Origin of the sequence: Heliobacterium chlorum (assembly GCF_014502795.1) — a bacterium.
GTDB lineage: Bacteria > Bacillota > Desulfitobacteriia > Heliobacteriales > Heliobacteriaceae > Heliobacterium > Heliobacterium chlorum.
On the sequence record NZ_JACVHF010000004.1, the window covers coordinates 78,178 to 94,725 of the forward strand.

A 16,548-nucleotide genomic window follows, 5' to 3' on the forward strand; every position below is an offset into this window, starting at 1 on the left:
TACTCCTCATCGTGTACTTTACAAATCAACTTCACATATCGACGCGATTATCTGCAAAAATCCGCTAAGAAGGATTGATAGCGTTGGCGTTCGTCCTCATTGACAAAACGAACATAATGGAGCTTCGGGATTCGCGATTGGAGAATCGGCATTCCGGCACAGGGATCCGTATCGGCGAGAACGACGAGGGGCCGGCCGTCCCGCTCCAGTTCGGCCGGTGCCGCCAAAGCGTCAAGGTCGTGCCCGTTAACCTCAATCACTCTCGCCCCGAAAGAGGCTAGCCGTTCAGCCAGGGGGTCCATATTCATGACGGAACAGATAGGTCCGTCGCATTGCTGCTTATTCACATCGACATAGATGCCCATGTTGTCGAGTTTGTGGTGAGACATGGCTTGTAGGGCTTCCCAGTTTTGGCCCGACTGGAGCTCGCCGTCCGACATGAACACCCAGACCCGGCCGGTTTCCCCGCGCAGTTTGCGGGCCATGGCGATGCCTGCCGCTTGGCTTAAGCCTTGCCCGAGGGAACCGGTCATCACTTCCATACCTGGAGAGTGTTCGGCACCGATCATCTCTACAGTGCTGCCATCTTTGTTGAACTGGTTCAATCCGTCCGGATCCATGCGGCCCAGTTCGATCAAGGCTGCATAGACGACGAGAGCGTACTGGGCCGGTGAAAGGATGAAGCGATCCAAGTGAGGCGCTTTCGGGCCGTTGAAGATAGCACCGGTAAAGCTGTTTGGGTTATTCGGACCGGGCACGCCCGGGAAAGGCGGTGGAACGAGAGGACGCTCGACAGGTCCTACGTTCATCACTTTCAGATATAGAGTGGCGAGCATCTCAGCAGACGAGCAGGCTTGGCTGAGATAGCCGCCGTTGTTTTTGACGGTGTGTTCCAGCACGCGCCGGCGGATGCCTTGAGCCACCCGGCGGACATCATCGTGCCAGGAAGGGCAGTTCGGTTGCGATTGATTGTCCATAAACGCGATAAACTCCTTTTTTATGTCGAAATCGTACATCGGTTTTCGGTTGGGGCGATTTATCAGGATAAGTGTATCTCATTTTATGGAGACTGTTAAGCGAAAACAAGCAAAAGGGACATCAGCGCAGTGATGTCCCTTTTGCGTCTAAATGTTAGTTTGGTGGATAGACGACGACTCGCGCTACGGTACCGTTCTGATGCTCAAATACTAACCAGTAGCTATAACCGGATTGTGGTAAGAACAAGGTGGTGTACTCAACGATATTCTTTTTTGTGGAAGAGTCATACGTATCACGCTGGGGAATGCCGTAGCGCTCTTTGACGGTCGAAATCGGATCGCCGATGTGGATACCGCGCTTCGTCACGCCCTCTGATTTCATAACGTAATAGGGGAGTCCGCTGGCCTCTTCCGTGTATTCGATGTAATTGCCATCGTTCACGTTCACGTCATCTAGAGACAATAGATTTTCTGTAGAGACCCAAACGGTCGGTTCATCGAGAAAAGTCGCATCATAGTAGACGTTCTTGCCCAGAGATTCTGAAATAAAGCGGAGCGGAACCATCAGGCGTCCCTCCATGATCTGCGGCGGCGGATCGAGATAGACTGTTTTTCCATCAATGTCGGCAGTGGAACTCCCGGCTGTAAGGTAGATGACCCGGTTGCCCGATTGTATGGTCGCCGTAGACGTGTTCGGGTCCCAATTCACATTGGCTCCCAGACGCTCGCTGACAACCCGGATAGGGACGAGTGCACGGTTGTTGACCAACAACGGTGCGACATCGCTTTGAACATAGGTACCGTCAACGATGAGCTTGATGGTATTGGCGAAAACAGGCGAGACGAGGAACAGAAGCATCACAGCGGTCAGTAGCGTAACCAATGGCAGGGTCCATCTCTTCATCTTTCCTGGCCCCCTCATGAAATTGATCCAACTCTATTGCATATGAGCCGTCACCGTAGAGGGTGTATGGACATAGAAAAACAGATCTTGGGTATCCTACCATGAGAAGTTTAGCGGTAAAAAAGCTGGAATCTGTCAGTGTGAGAACCATGCTATACCGGGAGGCCCTATGGATAAGATAAAACGATATATGGCCGCTAACCGTTGGGACGCCCCCCATATCGATACAGCAAAACTCATCAAAGACAAAGACAAAAAAGCAAAGCTCGATCAGGCCTTGGAGGAATTCCGGGACAAGCCTGGTCAACTTGTTCGTGTGCTGCAGAAAGCCCAGGAGATTTTCGGTTACATTCCGGAAGGAGTTCAAGTTTACGTGGCCGATCGCATGTCCATCCCGATCAGTGAGGTTGCCGGGGTGGTCAGTTTTTACAGTACTTTCTCCACCCGTCCGAAAGGCAAGTATACCATCGGAGTTTGTTTAGGTACGACCTGCTATGTCAAAGGAGCACAGGATATTGTCAAGGCCCTGAAAAAAGAACTGTCCATCGACGTAACAGAGACGACGAAAGACGGTCTTTTTTCTTTGACGAGCAGTCGCTGTGTCGGTGCTTGCGGGATGGCGCCGGTCATGGCAATAAACGGTGAAATATACAGCCGTGTCAAAGCGGAAGATGTCCCCTTTATCCTGGCGAAATACAGAGACAGGGTTGCAGAAGAGGAAAATTTTAATGGTCAATCGTAACGCTATCGGGCCGATTCGGTCCGTTGAAGACCTGGAGAAAATTAAAGAACGCTACCGCCCGGTACTCACACAACGCCTTACAAGTGGAACGCTGGGCAAAAAGGCAGACGAAAACATATCGTTCCCTCGCCAAATTCTCTTCTGCCGGGGGACAAGCTGTATGACCGGTCACAGTGAGACACTGCAAGCCGCGTTCGAAAAAGAGATTGAACGGCGAGGCTGGAGCGATCAGGTCTATGTGGGGATGACAGGGTGTTTTGGCTTTTGCGATTTAGGTCCCGTCGTCATCGTTCACCCTGAAGGGATCTTATACTGCCGCGTGAAGATGGAGGATATTCCGGACATATGCGATGAGCATCTTGCGCAGGGGAATCTGGTCGAACATCTTTTGTATCGTAGCCCCTCTGCGGGAGAGCCCATCAAAAGGTTGGACGAAAACGATTTTTTCCGTGGTCAGGTTCGGGTGGCCCTTCGCAATTGTGGCCTCATCAACCCGGAAGATATCCATGAATACGTCGCCCATGACGGGTATTTTGCCTTGGCGAAAGCGTTGACGAGCATGTCCCCGCAGCAGGTCGTTGAGGCGGTAGAGGCCTCTCAGATCCGAGGACGAGGCGGGGCCGGCTTCCCCTCAGGCAAGAAGTGGTCCTTCGCAGCGGGAGTAAAGGATGAAAAAAAGTATATCGTCTGCAATGGCGACGAAGGCGATCCGGGGGCCTTTATGGATCGAAGTCTCTTGGAAGGGGATCCTCACGGGATCATTGAGGCGATGATCATCGCCGGGTATGCCGTCGCTGCTCATTTAGGATATCTGTATGTGCGGGCCGATTATACGCTGGCCGTCCACCGGCTCGAGACCGCCATCGGCCAGGCCAAAGCTGCCGGTTTGCTAGGCAAAAACATCCTCGGCAGCGGCTTTGACTTTGATCTGGAACTTCGCCTTGGCGCCGGCGCTTTCGTCTGCGGCGAAGAGACGGCCCTGCTTCGGTCAGTGACAGGCCGTAGGGGCGAACCTCGTCCTCGTCCGCCCTACCCGGCCGTGTCAGGACTGTGGGATCGGCCAACCCTTTTGAATAATGTGGAGACCTACGCCAACATCCCCCAGATCATCTTGCGGGGACCGGAGTGGTTTGCCACCATGGGGACGGAACGCAGCAAAGGGACAAAGGTCTTTTCCATTGCCGGCAAGGTGAACAATACAGGACTGATTGAGGTGCCCATGGGGACTACCTTAAGAAGGATCATCTATGACATCGGCGGGGGCATTCCAGAGGGGCGCAAGTTTAAGGCGGTACAAATGGGAGGGCCAACGGGGGGCATTCTGCCGGAAGCGCATCTCGACATCCCCATCGATTTTGATAGCCTCCACGAAATCGGTTCCATGATGGGCTCTGGCGGCATCATCGTGATGGATGAGCAGGATTGCATGGTCGATATGGCTCGGTTTTACCTGCAGTTTTCTGTCGATGAATCCTGCGGAAAGTGTGTGCCCTGCCGGATTGGCACGAAGCGGCTTTTGGAAAAGGTCATCGCGATCACCGAAGGGCGCGGCGAGATGGAGGATTTAGAGATTATCGAAGAATTGAGCCGGGACATCAAAGAAGGCGCCATCTGCGGTCTAGGGCAGACGGCGCCCAATCCGGTCATCAGCACGCTGAACTATTTCCGGGACGAGGTTCTCGCCCATATTCAAGATAAACGCTGCCCCGCAGGCGTCTGCAAGGTCATGCACCGCCCGAAGATGGCTCGAAAAAACAAGGCCCTTTCCAGGGGGTGATGAACATTGCAGAACCAAGAGAAAAATCCAATTCCTGTAATGAATGATCAGGAGGACACAGAAAAGCAGATCGAACGAGTCAAGTTGGAAATCGACGGGCAGCCGGTAGAAATCGAGAAGGGGACGACAATTTTGGAGGCGGCCCGCAATATCGGCGTCAACATCCCTACCCTCTGTTATCTCAAAGATATCAACGAGATCGGCGCTTGCCGGGTCTGTTTAGTGGAAGTGGAGGGGAGAAAGTCGCTGCCCGCGGCCTGTATCTATCCGGTCGAAGAGGGCATGAAAGTCCGTACGAACACGTCGCGAGTACGAAAGGCCCGGAAAAAGATCGTCGAGATGCTCCTTTCCAACCATCACCGGGAGTGTACAGCCTGCATTCGTAACTTAAACTGTGAGCTTCAGAACGTAGCCGACAGTCTGGGCGTCCGCAATATCGAACCGACCGGCGAAACGATGCGCTATGAGATCCACCAGAACAATCCAGCCATCCAGCGAGACTACAACAAGTGCATCCACTGCCGCCGTTGCGAGAGCATTTGTTCCAAGATTCAAGAGTGTTACGTCTACTCGGCCCAGAAGCGGGGCTTCGACACCGTCATCGCGCCGACGTTCATGCGCGATCTGGGTGATGTGGCATGCATCATGTGTGGACAGTGTGTCATCGCCTGCCCTACGGCATCCCTCGCCGATAAAGAGAACATCAACCCCGTTTGGATGGCCTTGGAAGATCCCCAAAACCATGTGGTTGTCCAGACAGCTCCTTCCATCCAAGTGACCTTGGGGGAAGAGTTTGGTCTGCCCGTGGGGACGAAAGTGACCGGTAAAATGGTGACGGCCCTGCGTCGGCTCGGCTTTGATCAGGTTTTTGCTACCGACTTCGCAGCTGACCTGACCATCATGGAAGAGGCCTATGAGTTTGTCGAGCGTCTGGAACAAAACAAACTTCCTTTTCTTACGTCCTGCTGCCCCGGCTGGATAAAGTTTTGCGAGCACTTTTATCCACAACTTATCCCCTATGTATCCACATGTAAGTCGCCCATGGCCATGTTCGGTGCCCTTTGCCGCCATTATCACTACCAAGAGCGGGGCATTCCCAGGGAGCGAATGATCTCGGTAGCCATCATGCCTTGTACCGCCAAGAAGTATGAGGCGGCCCGTCCCGAACATGGCGATGGGGAACGGCCGGATATAGATTATGTGCTCACGACCCGGGAATTGGCCCGGATGATCCGCCAGGCTGGAATCGATTTTGCGAACCTGCCCGATGACGAATTCGATGCACCGCTCGGCACTTACACAGGCGCAGGCACGATCTTCGGTGCCACCGGCGGTGTGATGGAGGCGGCACTGCGAACCGCTTGGTGGGTGATGAACGGCGGGAAAGAGATGGCCGATGCACCGAAAAAGCGGACCCGAGAGCAAACCGTCGAGTTTCGTGAGATTCGTGGACAGTCGGGCCTAAAGCTGACCCATGTGATGCTCGGCGGGCGGGATATTCATGTGGCTGTAGCCCACGGGACCGGCAACGCCCGGCGCATTCTCGACGCCATCTTAGGCGGCGAAAAGATCGACTATGTGGAAATCATGGCTTGCCCCGGCGGCTGTGTCGGCGGTGGCGGTCAACCGATCCTGTCCGGGCGGGATCATAAAAAGCTATCCTTAGATTACCGCCACAACCGAGCTGACGCTCTATATGAGATCGACTACAATAAGCACCTTCGCAACAGCTATGAGAATCCGACGATCCAGCGAATCTATGAAGAGTACCTGGGACATCCAGGCAGCGAGGTTGCTCAGAAATTGTTGCATACCCATTACCGTGCACGAGGAAATATGCCGAATGTACGGGAGTAATCCAAAGAAGTCCTGAATCGACATGGGTTCAGGGCTTCTTCATGTTTAAACGTGTCTTATAGAGGTAGGGGGGTAAAAGTTTGGAGTACTTTTTGTTCGCTTTGTCGAACTGGTACTAAACAGGTCTCTGTGGATGGGCTAATTCACGGGTAGATACCTGATGTCACAAACTCACATTTATTTATATAAATATGCATAAAAAAGCATATAACAATCTGGGCAAGACTAAATATGCTTCAACAAACATATTATTTGTGAAATGAAGAAAGAAAAAGGGGTGAAACAAATCATCGTACATGCCAAATATCCAATAAATTTGTTTAACTCAACAGAAGGTTTTTTCTATTTTATGCATAAATATTTCAAAGAATATACATAGAAAACAGATACACAAATCTCAACTTACAGCGTACCAGGAAGTGCCAAAACCATGAATCCTGAGGAGGTTACCATGAGCAAGGTACTAATCATTTCGCCGGAAAAATGTTTGGGCTGCAGAAGCTGTGAACTCATCTGCTCCTTCCACCGGGAAGGCGCCTTTAACCCCAAACAAGCGGCCCTGTCAGTGCTGACCTTTGAAGAAGCCGCCATTTCCGTGCCGGTCATGTGCATGCAATGCGAAGAGGCTGCATGCAGCAAAGTCTGCCCGTCCGGAGCCTTGTCGAGAAACGCATCAGGTACGGTCGTGGTCGACGAAAACAAGTGTATCGGCTGCAAATTTTGTATCAGTGCCTGTCCCTTCGGCAATATCAGCTATCATCCCGCGGAACGAAAAATCATCAAGTGTGATCTTTGCGGCGGCGATTCCAACTGCGCCAAGGTCTGCCCTACCGGGGCTATTGAGTTTAAAGAGGCGAATGTGGCCAATCTGCGTAAGAAGAAGGCTGTGGCCGACAAATTCAAGGAAGTCTTCGGGGAGGCGAGCGTATAATGTTTGGCTGGAAAGGCACGCTGTTGCGGGTAAATCTGACGGAAAAGACGATTCAGAAAGAGCCACTCAACATGAAGGATGCCGAACTGTACCTCGGCGCCCGCGGGCTCGGAACCAAGTATATGATCGACGAAGTAGACCCGAAGGTGGAACCCTTCAGTCCCGAAAACAAGGTCATCTTCATGACCGGTCCGCTGACAGGCACCTTTGCCGCTTGTTCCGGACGGTATGTCGTCGTCACGAAAGCCCCGTTGACAGGCACGATCGGTGCATCCAACTCAGGGGGACATTTCGGCCCTGAACTCAAATTCGCCGGCTATGACGGGATCATTTTTGAAGGCAAGGCCGACGGCCCCGTTTATCTCTACATAAATGACGATCAAGTAGAAATACGCAGCGCAGCTCACCTCTGGGGAAAAGACGTCCACGAAACGACAGACCTCCTCGTCGCAGAAACCGAAGAGGACGCCCGGGTGGCCTGCATCGGACCTGCCGGGGAACGGCTCGTCAAGTTCGCCACCATCATGAACGATAAGCACCGGGCTGCCGGACGTTCCGGCTTAGGCGCCGTCATGGGTTCAAAAAACTTGAAAGCTGTCGTCGTCCGAGGAACCGGCGCCGTTGCTGTCGCTCAGCCTGACGCCTTTTTGGCGACTTCTATGGATGCACGGACCAAGTTAAAAGCACATCCAGTCACCGGTGTGGGTCTGCCCACATATGGCACAGAAGTCTTGGTCAACGTGCTCAACCAATCGGGCGCACTGCCGACGAAGAACTTTGCCTCAGGCAAATTCGATCGTGCTGACGAGACCGGCGGCGAAACGCTGCGCGAAAAATACCTGGTCCGCAACAAGGGCTGTTTCGGCTGTTCCATCGGCTGTGCCCGGGTCACCCGCATCAGCGACGGCCCTTACCAAGGATTCGGCGAAGGTCCCGAATACGAAGCAGGCTGGTCTTACGGGGCCAACTGCGGTATCCACGATTTGGCCGCCATCACGAAGGCCAACTTTATCTGTAATGAACTCGGGCTCGATCCGATCACCATGGGTGCGACGATCGCCTGTGCCATGGAGATGATGAAAAAAGGCAGCTTGAGCCGGGAGCAGGTTGGCCGGGACCTAGTCTTCGGTGACGCGGAAGCGATCGTCGAGCTGACCCGTCAGACGGGCTTGCGGGTAGGCTTTGGCGATCAGTTGGCCGAAGGTTCCTACCGCCTGGCCGAAAGCTACGGTTGCCCCGAGTTATCGATGACCGTGAAAAAGCAGGAGCTCCCAGCCTACGATCCTCGTGGCGTTCAAGGTATGGGCCTTGAATATGCCACTTCCAACCGGGGCGGATGCCATGTTCGCGGCTATCTGACGGCGCCGGAGATCCTCGGTGTCCCCGAAAAGCTCGATCCGCTGACGACGGAAGGCAAAGCCTTCTGGTTGAAGATTTTTCAAGACCTGACGGCAGTCATCGACTCGGCAGGTATCTGCCTGTTCACGTCCTTGGGGATCGGGCTTCCGGAAATCGCCGCGCAGATTCGCACCGCCGTAGGCTGGGATTGCAGCGATGAAGCGATTTTGGAACTGGGGGAACGCATCTGGAACCTAGAAAAGCTCTTCAACCTGAAAGCCGGATTCAGCAAAGCTGATGACACACTGCCCAAACGGCTCCTCGAAGAACCACTGCCCGATGGTCCGGCGAAAGGAAAAGTCGTAGAACTGGAACCGATGCTGGAGGAATACTACGCCCTTCGTGGTTGGGATGCCGATGGGATTCCGACCGCGGAAAAAACAAAGGCCCTCACCATTGAAGGGTAAGGCGGCGTAGGCTCGCTTTCTTTGGAACATGTCGGAACTATCGATCTGCAATCGGCCGGCTCTTACCCGGCGGGCCGATTGCAGATTCTTCATTATGGGCGCTTGACAGGATGTATCAGGACGAAGGTGAAGTCTATTGAAGGTGAACTTCTATGCCTATTTTCGCGAGTACGCCAACGCGAAGGAACTCACGGTCGACCATTGTGCCACGGTGGAAGAACTGATCATACTCCTCGGCCAGCGCTGCGGCCCCCGAATGCACAAAGAATTGCTGAACGAGGGGACGGTGAGCGATCAAGTCATCATCCTCGTCAATGGGCGCCATATCGCTCATCTGGGCGGTCCGCAAGCGCGACTGCAGCCCGACGACGAGATCTCCATCTTCCCGTTAGTGGCCGGAGGCTAACGGTCATTCACGGAGTAATTCAGAGCAGAAGGTGAACATCTTGACTCTTTCATCCGGTATGCAGCACAGGTCACCGGACCGGGTGGCCGTCACCGGCAGGATTCTAGAAGGCTACCCTAAAGAACAGCGGTACACTTTGGCCATGCTGCAGGATATTCAAAAGGAATTTCAATTCATCCCTCGGGAGTCGATGGAGTTGATCGCCGACCACTTGGAACTTCCCTTGGGCAAAATTTACAGTTTAGCCACCTTTTACAAGGCCCTTAGCTTACAGCCGAAAGGGAAGCATGTCATCAAAATTTGTGATGGTACGGCCTGCCACATCCGTTCTTCTCAGATGCTCGCGAACGAATTATACACATTGCTGAAGATTCGGCCTGGTGAAACAACGGGAGATGGGCAATTTTCCGTCGAGTTGGTCAACTGCCTCGGTGCCTGCGCCATTGCACCGGTCGTGGTCATCGATGAGACCTTTTATGGCAAGGTCACCCCGGCCAAACTGCAGGAGATCATCGCTCAGTACGGCGATGCCCCTGAACAGAGCGAGCGTTCAGGAGGTGTAGCCCATGACTAACCCTGAACTGGCAGGCACCAGGGTGAGTGAGGCCCATTTGTCCGAAGAAACTCTTCGCAGAGACTGCCGGACGGTGCTCGTCTGTTGCGGCCCCGGCTGTTTGGCCAACGACAGTCCGGCGATTGCCCAGGCATTGCGGTCGAAAATCGACGAGGCCGGTCTCGACGTTGAGGTCCGTCCCCTCATCAAAGAGACAGGCTGTCAGGGACTCTGTGAAAAGGGACCGATGCTCCGGATCGTTCCCGATGATATCGCCTATTACAAAGTAGCCTTGAAGGATGTAGAAGCCATCGTCGAGAAAACGCTGCGCAGCGGAGAGGTGATCCCAAAGCTGCTCCATGTCAGTGCAAAAACAGGCAAGCCGGTCCTATCGCTGAAGGAAAACGAATTCTACACCCCGCAGGTCAAAATCGTGCTGCGCCATGTCGGCGAGATCGACCCCCATCAGATCGACGACTATATCGCCCATGGCGGCTACGGCGCTTTAGAAAAAACCGTAAAATCAATGACACCTGATGTTGTCATTGAAGAAGTGCACCGTTCCGGCCTGCGTGGGCGCGGCGGCGCCGGCTTTCCCACGGGGCGAAAGTGGAAACAATGCGCCGGCTACAAGAACTTTCCGAAGTATGTCGTCTGTAATGGCGATGAAGGCGATCCGGGCGCTTTCATGGATCGAAGCATCATGGAAGGGGATCCGCACAGCGTCATTGAAGGGATGATCATCGGCGCCTATGCCGTCGGTGCGGCCGAAGGGTTTATCTACATCCGCGATGAGTATGCGCTGGCCGTAGAGACGATTCGGAAGGCGGTAGAACAAGCCCGGGAGCGGGGCTATCTTGGCCGTAATATTTTAGGCAGCAGCTATTCTTTCGGCTTATCTATCGTCCGGGGCGGTGGTGCCTTCGTATGCGGCGAATCGACGGCACTCATGGCTTCGATCGAAGGAAAAGTGGGTGAACCGCGGGCCAAGTACATACGATCCGTGGAAAAAGGCCTCTGGGGTCAACCGACGGTCCTCAACAACGTCGAGACCTGGGCCAACATCCCTGTGATCCTTACACAGGGCGGGGACCAGTTTCGCCAGATTGGGACGGAGAAGAGCACCGGGACGAAGGTCTTCTCTCTAGTGGGCAAGGTGAAAAATACGGGACTCGTCGAAGTACCCATGGGCATCCGCTTGCGGGAGTTGATCTTTGATATCGGCGGCGGCATCTTAGGCGGGCGGAAATTCAAAGCTGTCCAAACAGGCGGCCCCTCCGGCGGCTGTATCCCCGAAGAGTTGCTCGATTTGCCCGTCGATTTTGACAGCCTCACCGAGGCGGGATCGATGATGGGATCGGGCGGGATGATTGTCATGGATGACCGCACTTGTATGGTCGATGTCGCCCGCTACTACGTTCAGTTCCTAGCGGACGAGTCGTGCGGAAAATGTGTGCCTTGCCGCGAAGGGATCCGCCGCATGGCAGAGATCCTAGAGGACATCTGTGAAGGACGGGGGCAAGAATCGGATCTGGACCTCCTGCTCACCATCGGTGAGACGATGGCAGAAGCAGCCTTATGTGGCTTAGGTAAGAGTGCTCCCAACCCGGTGAGTACCACCATCCGGTACTTTAGGGAGGAATACTTGGCTCATATCCAGGAACGGCGCTGTCCAGCCGGCGTATGCCGGGAACTGACCACCTTTGAGATCGACGGTGCTCTCTGTAACGGTTGCGGCCTTTGTCGACGGGACTGTCCTCCCGATGCCATCACAGGCTCGACGAAACAACGACATGTCATCGACCAGGAGAAGTGCATCCGCTGCGGTAACTGTGTCGATAGCTGCAAGCGTAATGCCGTCAAGGTTCGTTAGGAGGTGGTATCATGAAAATCGTCATCGACGGAAAAGTTTGCGAGGCGGAACGGGGCGAGTATCTATTGACGGTGGCTCGGCGAGAAGGAATCCGTATTCCCACGCTCTGCCACAATGATGCGCTGCCGGGGCTGGCCAGTTGCCGTCTCTGTATCGTCGAAGTGGTAGAGAAAGGCTGGCACAAGGTTGTCACCTCCTGCGTATACCCCGTCTCCGCCGAGATTGAGGTGTTCACAGCTTCCGAGAAAATCCTCCGCATGCGCAAGACCCTGATCATGCTGTTGGCCGCTCGGGCACCAGAAAACGAGACCATCGGAAAGCTGATGCAAGAGTACGGCCTCGAAAAGCCTGACCGGTTTAAAAAAGAAAACTCCTCTGACTGTATCCTCTGCGGCTTATGTGCCAGTGCCTGTGAGAAAATCGGCGCCGGAGCCATCTCGACGGTTCACCGAGGTGTTACCAAAAAGATTGCCACACCGTTTGACGATCCAGCCGCCGACTGTATCGGTTGCGCTGCCTGTGCCTCCATCTGCCCGACCGGGGCCATCAAGGTTCAGGATAAATCAGGGACGCGGCAGATCTGGAACAAGGCTTTCGAGTTGTTGATCTGTCCCGATTGCGGGAAACCAGTCGTAACCCGGGAACAGGCAGAATACCTGCGCAAGCAGATGCAAGGAAATCCAATCGAGTACTCTGGCGATGGAACTGTCCGCTGTGAGCGCTGTAAAAAAGCGGCGGCAGCCGATCGTTTCCGAACCGCCTTTTTGTAGAGGTATATAAAAGTCTTTATATTCGTAGAAAAGTCTTTTCAGATGAAATAGAGTCTGAAAAGACTTTTTTTGTTTTAAAATCAAGGTGTAAATATGAATAGAAAAACATATATTAGATTATTTCTAATCTTTTGTGTATTGAAGCAGGGATTTTAATGTTTTTGCCTAATTACATAAATGAGTGAATGAGGGTGCAAGTTCAAATGAAAATTTAATATCTTCATGTAAATCCGAACCGACCCTCCTCTGCACCAACGAAGAAAAACCAACCATAGTCAGCATTGACACTGTACCGATTCAAGCGGATTTTCCGACGATATCTTTTTGCAAATCGAACCGGCATCTCTTCGTTTGTGAGAATGCTTTCAAAGAACAAACTGCAGACGTAATCACAATCAACATAAATCAAAGGAGGATTTCTCATGCACGCCTACGTAGGTACCATTCTTCGCATCAACTTAACAGAAAAGACGATCAAGTGCGAACCCTTGGATGTGGAAACGGCCAAGAAGTTCATCGGCGGACGGGGTCTGGGCAGCTACCTTCTTTCCCAAGAAATCGATCCGGAAATCGATGCTTTAAGCCCGGAAAACAAGGTCTTCATCACCACAGGTCCGTTGACCGGGACAACGGTTCCTACCGGTGGTCGCTATATGGTGATTACCAAGTCCCCTTTAACGGGCACGATCGCTTCCTCTAACTCCGGCGGATTCTGGGGACCGGAACTGAAAAACGCCGGCTACGACATCGTCGTACTCGAAGGCAAGGCGGAAAAGCCGGTCTATATCAGCATCAAAGACGATCAAGTGGAGATTAAGGATGCGGCTCATCTCTGGGGGATGAAAGTCAACGAGACGACAGACACCCTGCTCGAAGAATTTGGCGATCCGAAAGCTCGGGTCCTCTGTATCGGTCCAGCCGGGGAAAACCTCTCCCCCATGGCGGCGATCATGAATGAGCGCTACCGTGCCGCTGGTCGCTCCGGTGTAGGTGCCGTCGTCGGTTCAAAAAACGTAAAAGCTATCGTCGTTCGAGGCTCTGGCAAGGTGAAGATCGCCGACGAAGAAAAGATGAAAGCTTTCGTCAAAGACGCCATGAAGAAGATCCGTGAAAACGGCGTCACCGGTCAAGGTCTGCCCACCTACGGCACAGCCGTACTCGTCAATATCATCAATGAAAGCGGAGTGCTGCCTACCCGCAACTTCCAAACAGGTGTCTTCGCTGACGCCGAAGCGATTTCTGGTGAGACCTTGGCGGCTGAGTATTTAGTGAAGAAAGACCCCTGCTACCGCTGTCCCATCGCTTGCGGCCGCTACACGAAGGCCGATGAGATGGAAGGCGGCGGGCCGGAGTATGAAACGATCTGGTGCTACGGTTCCGACTGCGGCATCAATGACATGAAAGCGATCATCAAAGCGAACCACCTCTGCAACGAATACGGTCTCGATACGATCACCGCCGGCGCCACCATTGCCTGCGCCATGGAGCTCTTTGAAAAGGGGTATATCAAACCAGAAGAAGTCGATGGTCCGGAACTGACTTGGGGCAATGCGGAAGCGATTATCGAGTGGACGAAAAAGATGGGTACCAGCGAAGGATTCGGAGCTAAGTTGGCCCAAGGTTCCTACCGGCTGGCTGAATCTTACGGTGTCCCTGAGTATTCGATGACCGTGAAAAAGCAGGAACTCCCTGCCTATGATCCACGGGGCATTCAAGGACACGGTGTCCAATACGCCACATCCAACCGGGGCGGCTGCCATGTTCGCGGCTATCTCATTTCACCGGAAATCTTAGGCCTGCCGGAAAAACTGGACCGTTTCTCCCTGGAAGGCAAACCGCTCTGGGCGAAGATCTTCCAAGATCTGACCGCCTCCATCGACGCATCAGGTATGTGCCTCTTCACCTCCTTCGCGCTAGGAGCCGGCGATTATGCGGACCTGCTGAGCGCTGCCTGGGGTGTGGAAGTGACGGCGGAAGATGTGCTGACCGCTGGGGATCGTATTTACAACCTGGAGCGTATCTTCAACCTGAAGGCCGGTCTTACCAAAGCAGATGACACCCTGCCGAAGCGCTTGCTTGAAGAGCCTATGCCGGAAGGCCCCTCGAAAGGATGGGTCCACAAGCTCGATGAACTGCTTCCGAAGTACTATGAAGTCCGCGGTTGGGATGCCGATGGAGTACCGACGGCAGAAAAACGAAAAGAACTTGGATTGGAATAAGATGACGGGGGAGGCATGAGCGCCTCCCCTTTTGCTAAAGGAGGGGGGAGCCTATGGGGGATCATCTGAACGGCTATGGAACGTCGGAACAGTTTGTGTTGAATGAGGCGGCCCTAAAACAGAATATTACCGTCTTCATCAAATTGTTTGCCACTTTTCGTGACAAGCGTTTTATGACGCAGCATATGGATTTCCCGGTGAGAAGTACCGTTCGGGAAGTCCTTAAGGCAATCGAGATTCCGGAAGAAGAGGTGGCCATCTGCATGGTGAACGGCCGTTCGAAAGAGATTGATCATGAATTGGCGGATGGGGATACCCTCTCGCTCTTCCCTCCGGTCGGTGGAGGGTAAAAAATGAAACCGGGCATTCTAATGGCGGAGGTGATAGGCTTGCCAAAGGAGCCCGAACGTTCGGCCGCCGACAAAGAAGTGGTCTTAGGCAATCAAGAGAAACGGATCAAAGATGCTCATGATGCGGCAGGCATCGCGACAGAAACATTCGGCGTGAATCCCGAAGAATCGAGACAGGTAGATATCTAAAAGCACGGCCAATCCCTGTAGAAGATGAAACTTCGAAGGAGATTGGCCGCTTTATTATTTTGAAATTCATGAAGGATCCGTGCGAAAAGCTGGACATCTCCGGTACTTCACAGTAAGATCTCTATATTGTTAGCTTTTTCCTCCATGACGAAAGGAGCTTTTTTCATGAACAACAGTGTTCGTCCGAGAGTCTTTGTCACTCGCGATATGCCTCAACCAGCCATCGATCGCTTAAAGGAATTCGCTTATGTGGATCTGTGGCCGGCCTTTCCCGCGCCAGAAAAGCACGAGCTCCTCTACCACGTATCTCAGGCTGATGCCTTATTATGCATGCTCAGTGACCCTATCGATGAAGAGGTCATGGCAGCGGGAAAAAAACTGCGCGTCATTTCCAATTATGCCGTCGGTTACGACAATATTGACGTGGCAGCCGCGACGAAAAGAAATATTGCCGTGACAAATACCCCCGATGTACTGACAGAGACAACGGCCGATATGGCATTTACCTTGTTGATGGCGGCCGCACGAAATCTGATCGCTGCCGACCGTTTTACGCGGGACGGTTTCTGGATTGCCTGGCATCCGCTGGTGCTGCTAGGCCACGATGTGAGCGGAGCTACTTTGGGCATCGTGGGCTTAGGTCGAATCGGACAAGCTGTGGCTCGACGGGCACGAGGTTTTGGGATGCGTATTCTCTATACATCGAGGCACCGCAATCCTGCTGCAGAAGCGGAACTTGGCGTGGAATACTGCTCGTTGGAAGAACTGTTGCAGCAGTCTGACTATGTCTCCCTCCACACCCCGCTGATGCCGGAGACTTATCATCTGATCGGAGCGAAGGAGCTGCAATTGATGAAACCGACGGCCATCTTGATCAACACGTCTCGAGGGAACGTCGTCGATCAGGAAGCGCTGACGACTGCTTTGCAGGACGGAACGATCGGTGGAGCCGGGCTCGATGTCTTCAAAGAGGAACCTATTTCGCCGGACGATCCGCTGTTGGAGTTGTCCAATGTGGTGGTGGCTCCTCACATCGGAAGTGCTACGATTGAGACACGTACCAAGATGGGGATGATGGCGGCGGAGAACATCAAGGCGGTGTTGGAAGGACGGCGTCCCCCCAATCTGGTCAATAAGGATTTATATAACACACCAAGCAAATAAACATCTTAGGAAAGTGGTCGTTTTTTCGGCC

At 53.4% G+C, this 16,548-nt stretch carries 15 protein-coding genes; 13 read left to right on the plus strand and 2 right to left on the minus strand.

The features are described 5' to 3' along the window. Positions 1–47 precede the first annotated feature (47 nt). Positions 48–977, minus strand: a complete 930-nt coding sequence (locus tag H1S01_RS06345; RefSeq protein ID WP_188039258.1) for a transketolase — start codon at positions 975–977, stop codon at positions 48–50. A gap of 154 nt (positions 978–1,131) precedes the next feature. Beyond that, positions 1,132–1,881: a copper amine oxidase N-terminal domain-containing protein gene (locus H1S01_RS06350; protein ID WP_188039259.1), complete on the minus strand. Its 750-nt coding sequence runs from the start codon at positions 1,879–1,881 to the stop codon at positions 1,132–1,134. 169 nt (positions 1,882–2,050) lie between these two features. Here H1S01_RS06350 and H1S01_RS06355 point away from each other — a divergent pair, with 169 nt between their 5' ends. The 13 genes from H1S01_RS06355 to gyaR all read left to right on the plus strand — a co-directional run bounded on the left by H1S01_RS06355 (position 2,051) and on the right by gyaR (position 16,517). Then, positions 2,051–2,623 carry an NADH-quinone oxidoreductase subunit NuoE family protein gene (locus H1S01_RS06355; protein WP_480035576.1) on the plus strand — a complete coding sequence of 191 codons (573 nt, stop codon included), beginning with the start codon at positions 2,051–2,053 and terminating at the stop codon, positions 2,621–2,623. Then, positions 2,610–4,400, plus strand: a complete 1,791-nt coding sequence (locus H1S01_RS06360; RefSeq protein WP_188039260.1) for an NADH-ubiquinone oxidoreductase-F iron-sulfur binding region domain-containing protein — start codon at positions 2,610–2,612, stop codon at positions 4,398–4,400. The genes H1S01_RS06355 and H1S01_RS06360 overlap by 14 nt, the downstream gene beginning before the upstream one ends. A gap of 6 nt (positions 4,401–4,406) precedes the next feature. Beyond that, a complete protein-coding gene (locus H1S01_RS06365; protein ID WP_341479045.1) occupies positions 4,407–6,257 on the plus strand; it encodes an NADH-dependent [FeFe] hydrogenase, group A6 in 1,851 nt (616 codons plus the stop codon). Positions 6,258–6,708: 451 nt separating this feature from the next. Next, positions 6,709–7,188: a 4Fe-4S dicluster domain-containing protein gene (locus tag H1S01_RS06370; RefSeq protein ID WP_188039261.1), complete on the plus strand. Its 480-nt coding sequence runs from the start codon at positions 6,709–6,711 to the stop codon at positions 7,186–7,188. Continuing rightward, a complete protein-coding gene (locus H1S01_RS06375) occupies positions 7,188–8,993 on the plus strand; it encodes an aldehyde ferredoxin oxidoreductase family protein (RefSeq protein WP_188039262.1) in 1,806 nt (601 codons plus the stop codon). The genes H1S01_RS06370 and H1S01_RS06375 overlap by 1 nt, the downstream gene beginning before the upstream one ends. A gap of 142 nt (positions 8,994–9,135) precedes the next feature. Next, positions 9,136–9,399 carry a MoaD/ThiS family protein gene (locus H1S01_RS06380; RefSeq protein ID WP_341479049.1) on the plus strand — a complete coding sequence of 88 codons (264 nt, stop codon included), beginning with the start codon at positions 9,136–9,138 and terminating at the stop codon, positions 9,397–9,399. Between the two features lie 40 nt (positions 9,400–9,439). After that, positions 9,440–9,973, plus strand: coding sequence for an NADH-quinone oxidoreductase subunit NuoE family protein (locus H1S01_RS06385; RefSeq protein WP_243237088.1), 534 nt, complete (start codon positions 9,440–9,442; stop codon positions 9,971–9,973). After that, a complete protein-coding gene (locus H1S01_RS06390) occupies positions 9,966–11,825 on the plus strand; it encodes an NADH-quinone oxidoreductase subunit NuoF (protein WP_188039264.1) in 1,860 nt (619 codons plus the stop codon). Before H1S01_RS06385 ends, H1S01_RS06390 begins: the two co-directional genes overlap by 8 nt. A gap of 11 nt (positions 11,826–11,836) precedes the next feature. Beyond that, positions 11,837–12,595: a 2Fe-2S iron-sulfur cluster-binding protein gene (locus H1S01_RS06395; protein WP_188039265.1), complete on the plus strand. Its 759-nt coding sequence runs from the start codon at positions 11,837–11,839 to the stop codon at positions 12,593–12,595. A gap of 422 nt (positions 12,596–13,017) precedes the next feature. Beyond that, on the plus strand, positions 13,018–14,814 hold the full coding sequence (locus H1S01_RS06400) for an aldehyde ferredoxin oxidoreductase family protein (RefSeq protein WP_188039266.1): 1,797 nt from the start codon (positions 13,018–13,020) through the stop codon (positions 14,812–14,814). 53 nt (positions 14,815–14,867) lie between these two features. Further along, a complete protein-coding gene (locus H1S01_RS06405; protein ID WP_188039267.1) occupies positions 14,868–15,164 on the plus strand; it encodes a MoaD/ThiS family protein in 297 nt (98 codons plus the stop codon). A 3-nt stretch (positions 15,165–15,167) separates the two neighbouring features. Further along, positions 15,168–15,353 carry a hypothetical protein gene (locus H1S01_RS06410; protein WP_188039268.1) on the plus strand — a complete coding sequence of 62 codons (186 nt, stop codon included), beginning with the start codon at positions 15,168–15,170 and terminating at the stop codon, positions 15,351–15,353. Between the two features lie 165 nt (positions 15,354–15,518). After that, entirely contained in the window at positions 15,519–16,517 is a 999-nt protein-coding gene (gyaR, locus tag H1S01_RS06415) for a glyoxylate reductase (protein WP_188039269.1), read from the plus strand. Positions 16,518–16,548 lie beyond the last annotated feature (31 nt).

Excerpts from the sequence above, each read along its gene's own strand:
- H1S01_RS06345 (WP_188039258.1), bottom strand. The coding sequence starts at position 977 with ATGGACAATCAATCGCAACCGAACTGCCCTTCCTGGCACGATGATGTC.
- H1S01_RS06350 (WP_188039259.1), bottom strand. The coding sequence starts at position 1,881 with ATGAAGAGATGGACCCTGCCATTGGTTACGCTACTGACCGCTGTGATG.
- H1S01_RS06355 (WP_480035576.1), top strand. The coding sequence starts at position 2,051 with ATGGATAAGATAAAACGATATATGGCCGCTAACCGTTGGGACGCCCCC.
- H1S01_RS06360 (WP_188039260.1), top strand. The coding sequence starts at position 2,610 with ATGGTCAATCGTAACGCTATCGGGCCGATTCGGTCCGTTGAAGACCTG.
- H1S01_RS06370 (WP_188039261.1), top strand. The coding sequence starts at position 6,709 with ATGAGCAAGGTACTAATCATTTCGCCGGAAAAATGTTTGGGCTGCAGA.
- H1S01_RS06375 (WP_188039262.1), top strand. The coding sequence starts at position 7,188 with ATGTTTGGCTGGAAAGGCACGCTGTTGCGGGTAAATCTGACGGAAAAG.
- H1S01_RS06390 (WP_188039264.1), top strand. The coding sequence starts at position 9,966 with ATGACTAACCCTGAACTGGCAGGCACCAGGGTGAGTGAGGCCCATTTG.
- H1S01_RS06395 (WP_188039265.1), top strand. The coding sequence starts at position 11,837 with ATGAAAATCGTCATCGACGGAAAAGTTTGCGAGGCGGAACGGGGCGAG.
- H1S01_RS06400 (WP_188039266.1), top strand. The coding sequence starts at position 13,018 with ATGCACGCCTACGTAGGTACCATTCTTCGCATCAACTTAACAGAAAAG.
- H1S01_RS06405 (WP_188039267.1), top strand. The coding sequence starts at position 14,868 with ATGGGGGATCATCTGAACGGCTATGGAACGTCGGAACAGTTTGTGTTG.
- H1S01_RS06410 (WP_188039268.1), top strand. The coding sequence starts at position 15,168 with ATGAAACCGGGCATTCTAATGGCGGAGGTGATAGGCTTGCCAAAGGAG.
- gyaR (WP_188039269.1), top strand. The coding sequence starts at position 15,519 with ATGAACAACAGTGTTCGTCCGAGAGTCTTTGTCACTCGCGATATGCCT.